Genomic DNA, 4,945 nt, shown 5'->3' on the forward strand with positions numbered 1-4,945 from the left:
TATCTCACCGCTGCCAGCGAGGTCTGCGACACCGAGTATACCGCCCCGGAATACCACTTTGATCAGGGCGTCTACGAGAAGCGGATCTACAACGGCTGGGGCCATCCCGAACCGGACTACGCCTTGAAGTTCGGCCCCAACATCAAGGATTGGCCGGAGCAGCCCGCCCTCAGCGAGGATCTGCTGGTCAAGATCGTCAGCTACATCACCGATCCCGTCACCACCACCGATGAGCTGATCCCCTCGGGAGAGACTTCTTCTTTCCGTTCCAACCCGCTGCGGTTGGCGGAATTTACCCTTTCCCGCAAGGACCCGGCCTACGTGCCGGGGGCCAAGGCGGTGCAGGCGCTGGACGCCGGCAGCCTGCCCGAAGAGATTGCCAAGGTCTACGCCGAACTGGCTAAGCTGGGGTACCATCCCGATGCAGCGGTCACCAACATCGGCTCGGCCATCTTTGCCAACAAACCCGGCGACGGTTCCGCCCGGGAACAGGCCGCTAGCTGCCAGCGGGTACTGGGCGGTGCGGCCAACTTCGCTTGCGAGTACGCCACCAAGCGGTATCGCTCCAACTGCATCAACTGGGGCATGCTGCCCTTCCTGCTGGATACCCCCAACGTGCTGGACAACGGGGACTATGTCTTCCTGCCCGGTGTGCGCAAGGCCCTGCTGGAAGCTGCCGATACCATCCCCGCTGTGGCGGTCAAGCCGGACGGCGGCGTGGTGAACTTCACCGTGCGGCTGGGCGCTATGACCGACGCCGAACGGCAGATTTTGGCGGACGGCTGCCTGATCAACTACTATAAAAACCACTAACGGTCTTTGTGCGGTCCGCGCTGTTTCGGCGCGGACTGCTTTTTTGTAAAATTCTGGTTTGGGACGGCGCGAAGGTGGCATATTCTAATGGTATATGCTATAATGGCCATCAAACAGAACGAATCCAAGGAGGAATCCTTTTTTGAAACACTGGTTGGAACGTGTGCCTCGCACCACGGGGGATTACCTGCGGTTGGCGCTGGGCATTGCGGTGATTTTTGGTGTGGTGTGGCAACTGCCGGCCATCGCGGGCGGTGTACAAAAGGTTTTAAACATCCTCAGCCCCTTTGCTTGGGGCGTGGTGCTGGCCTATGTGCTGGACATCCCGGCCCGGTTCTTTGCCGAAAAGCTCTTTCACGGCAAACGGGGATTGGCCGTGGTGCTGAGCTATATTTTGCTGTTCAGCGTGGTGGCGCTGCTGCTCTCGCTGGTGGTGCCCCAGTTGGCGGCCAGTATCAGCTCCTTTGTGGGGCGGTTGAGCAGCTATGAGGAGGATATTCAGAATACCCTGACGTGGGTGCAGCAAACCTTTGGCATCGATACGGCCACGCTGGAGGAGTACGTGGGCGCCTTGACGACGGAAGTGCAGAACTGGTTCAAGTCCATTTCCGGCCAAGCGGCGCAGGCGGCGGCCGATGCGGCGGCTGGGGTGGCCGGGGTGGCCATGGACAGCTTTGTGACGCTGGCGGTCAGTATCTATCTGCTGAGCAGCAAAGACCTTTTGCTGCGGGCGGTGCGGGTCTGCCTGCGGGCCGCACTGCCGCCCCAACAGGCGGGCAGCCTCTTCTCGGTGTGTACCATGGCCAACCGGACCTTTGGCGGCTATATCGGCGGCCAACTGATGGATGCGCTGTTGGTGGGGGTGGAAACCTTCCTGCTGATGTCCCTTTTCCGGCTGGACTACGCCCCCCTCATCGCAGTGCTGGTGGGGGTAACCAACGTCATCCCGCTGCTGGGGCCCTTTATCGGGGCCGTGCCGGGAACCATCATCCTGCTGCTGGAATCCCCGCTGCAGGCGGTGGAATTTGTGCTGATCATCTTGGTGGTGCAGCAGATCGATGGCAACTTTATTGCGCCCCACATTCTGGGCGGTGCCATTGGCCTGCCGGGTCTGGGCGTTTTGATGGCCATCATTGTGGGCGGCAGCCTGTTTGGCGTTCCGGGCATGGTCATCGGGGTGCCCACGCTGGCGGTGATTGTGAACCTGCTCAAGCAGGCGGTGGGGGCCGGCCTGACCGCCCGGGGCATTGACGAGGACGGCAATCCGCTGCCCGGGCAAGACACAAAAAATTAACAAGTGGCCCCTTGTACACCTGTCTGCCGAACGGTACAATAGTAAAGGAAGATGGTAAGAAAGGGAACGCGAAAAACGGTGAGCGGAAAGTATTTTTGGGATAAAAAACCTGACAGCATGCTGGAGTGGCTTTGCTTGATCTTCGCCAGCATTGCGTTTTATCTGTTTTTGAACAATCTGGGCTACTTTATGGGCGGCTTTTATGAGCTGCTGCGCATTCTTTCGCCCTTTGCTGGGGGCGTGGTGCTGGCCTTTGTGCTGAACCCGATGGTCAAGTGGTTCCATCGGGCTTTGTTCCATGACGTGCTGCGGCTGCGCTGGGTGGCCATTTTGCTGTCCTATGTGGTGGCGCTGCTGTTGCTGGCGCTGCTGGCGTGGCTGGTCATCCCCCAGATCATTTCCAGCATTGTCATCCTCTTCAACAGCCTGCCCGGCTACTTTGAGGGGCTGCAGAATACCCTGCTGTACCTGCAAGACAACTACGGCCTGCAGGTGCAAAACGTGCTGCGCATCTTGGACGACTCGGAAACCATGATGAAAGAGCTGTACAGTGTGGCCAGCAGTGCCATGCCCCAGATCGTCAGCACCATCGGCAGTGTGGCTTCCAACTTTGTGGCGGTCTTCACGGCGGTGGCGTCCAGCATTTATATGCTGGCCAGCAAGGATAAGCTGATCCACCAGACCAAGACGCTGGTCCACGCCTTTTTGCCGGAATCCATTGCCCGCAACACGCTGCGCATCTGCCACTATGCCAACGAAAACTTTACCGGTTTCTTTGTGGGCAAGATCATCGACTCGGGCATCATTGGGGTGCTGACCTTTGTACTGATGTCCATCCTTCGGCTGGACTTTGCCCTGCTGGTCAGCGTCTTTGTGGGCATCACCAACATCATTCCGGTGTTTGGTCCCTTCATCGGCGCCATCCCCAGCATCTTCATCCTGCTGCTGGTGGACCCGGTACAGGCGCTGATCTTTGCCGTGCTGATCCTCTTTATCCAACAGGTGGATGGCAACTTCATCGGCCCCAAGATTTTGGGCCAGTCCATCGGTATCTCGTCGCTGTGGGTGCTTTTCTCCATCGTAGTGGGCGGCGACCTCTTCGGCTTGGTGGGTATGGTCATCGGTGTGCCGCTGTTTGCCACCCTTTACGGCTTGCTCCACGAGATCGTCGTCTATCTGCTGGACCGCCGGGGCATCGACGCCGAGGGCAACCCTCGCCCCGCTCCGGCCCAACCGGAAGGGCAGACCGCCGAAAAAACCGAAGCACGGGAACCGGCTTCGGTGTCCTGACCGTTTCTGTACATAAAAACCCCCGCCGCAAGTTCTGCGGCGGGGGTTTTGCTGTTTGGTTATTTCAAGAATCCGTTGACGATCTGATCCTCGGCTTCCTTTTCGGTCAGGCCCAGCGTCATCAGTTTGATGAGCTGTTCCCCGGCGATCTTGCCGATGGCGGCCTCATGGATCAGGCTGGCGTCCACGCTGTTGGCGGTCAGGGCCGGGCTGGCAATGACCGAGGCGTTGTCCATGATGATGGCGTCGCACTCCGAGTGGCCGGCGCAGGCACAGTTGCCGTTGATGTGGCTGATGAATTCCTGCTTGCTTACATCCTTGGCCACACTGCGGGAAACAATGTTGGCCGAGCAGCCCTCGCCGTTCAGGTCCACGTTGAAGTCGGTGACGGCGTGCTGGTCGCCGGTGGTCATGATCTTCTCTTTGACCACCAAGCTGGCCCCTGCGGCCAAGTCGCCGCCCGTCTTACGGATGGTGTCATCCACACCGGCGATCTGGGTGGTTTCCATCTCCATCTGGGCGCCTTCCGCCAGATGGACGATGGTGGTGGGGTTCATGATCTGCTTGCCCCGGCCGTCGCCGTAGTGCTTTTCCACATACCGCAGTTTGGCGTTCTTGGCCAGCCAGAAGGTGTGGATGCCGTCATGCTCGGCGTTGCCGCCGCCGCAGTTGTGGATGCCGCACCCGGCAATGATGGTTACGTCGGCGCCTTCCCCAATGTGAAAGTCGTTGTAGACCAGATCTTTCAAGCCGGTTTGGCTCAAAATCACCGGAATGTGTACGCTCTCGTTCTTGGTAAAGGGGCGGATGTAGATGTCGATGCCCGGTTTGTCGGTCTTGGTGACAATGTCGATGTTGGCGGTGGTGTTGCGCCCCGCCAACTGACCGTTGGACCGGATGTTGTAAGCGCCTACCGGCAGGCTGTCCAGTTCGGCGATTTCTTTCAAAAGGTTCTTTTCAATGGCGTCCATCAGCTGCGCACCCCCTCAACTTTATCGGTCAGAACGCTGCAGGCCGGGGCGGAAGCATCGGCGCTGCCCAGCAAGGCGGGCAAGATCTCGGTGCGGGGACCTTCCTTCTCGATCTGGCCGTCCTTGATGACAACAATCTTGTCGGCAATGTTCAAGATCCGCTCCTGATGGCTGATGATCAAAATGCTGCCCCGGGTCTGCTCGTACATCTTTTCAAACACCCGGATCAGATTCTGGAAGCTCCACAGGTCGATGCCCGCTTCCGGCTCGTCAAAGATGGACAGCTTGGTGCCCCGGGCCAGAACCATGGCGATCTCGATGCGCTTGAGTTCGCCGCCCGACAGGCTGGCGTTGATCTCGCGGGCGATATAATCCCGGGCGCAAAGTCCTACCTCGCTGAGGTAGTTGCAGGCCTCGGTGATGCTGGTGTTTTTGCCGGCAGCCAAGCTCAGCAGGTCCTTGACCTGCAGGCCCTTGAAGCGCACCGGCTGCTGGAAGGCATAGCTCAGCCCCAGATTGGCCCGCTCGGTGATGGACATATGGGTGATGTCCACCCCGTCCAGCAGGATCTGGCCGC

The 4,945-nt window shown here is 59.3% G+C and carries 4 protein-coding genes and 1 pseudogene; 3 read left to right on the forward strand and 2 right to left on the reverse strand.

Annotated features, from left to right (window positions below; all coding sequences use genetic code 11):
• The 3 genes and pseudogenes from Q0526_RS04220 to Q0526_RS04230 form a co-directional block, all read left to right on the forward strand.
• Nucleotides 1-813: pseudogene (locus Q0526_RS04220) on the forward strand (hydratase); the annotation flags it as partial.
• A gap of 142 nt (nucleotides 814-955) precedes the next feature.
• On the forward strand, nucleotides 956-2,107 hold the full coding sequence (locus Q0526_RS04225) for an AI-2E family transporter (RefSeq protein WP_298731179.1): 1,152 nt from the start codon (nucleotides 956-958) through the stop codon (nucleotides 2,105-2,107).
• A 51-nt stretch (nucleotides 2,108-2,158) separates the two neighbouring features.
• Nucleotides 2,159-3,397 carry an AI-2E family transporter gene (locus tag Q0526_RS04230; RefSeq protein ID WP_298731181.1) on the forward strand — a complete coding sequence of 413 codons (1,239 nt, stop codon included), beginning with the start codon at nucleotides 2,159-2,161 and terminating at the stop codon, nucleotides 3,395-3,397.
• Nucleotides 3,398-3,456: 59 nt separating this feature from the next.
• Here the strand turns inward: Q0526_RS04230 and Q0526_RS04235 are convergent, their stop codons facing one another.
• The gene (locus Q0526_RS04235) at nucleotides 3,457-4,368 is read right to left on the reverse strand and encodes a SufD family Fe-S cluster assembly protein (protein WP_298731183.1); all 912 of its coding nucleotides are present in this window, start codon (nucleotides 4,366-4,368) and stop codon (nucleotides 3,457-3,459) included.
• Nucleotides 4,368-4,945 (reverse strand): ATP-binding cassette domain-containing protein (locus Q0526_RS04240; RefSeq protein WP_298731185.1); only part of this gene is annotated, 578 nt, incomplete at its 5' end. The genes Q0526_RS04235 and Q0526_RS04240, both read right to left, overlap by 1 nt.

It is taken from the genome of uncultured Subdoligranulum sp. (assembly GCF_937890665.1).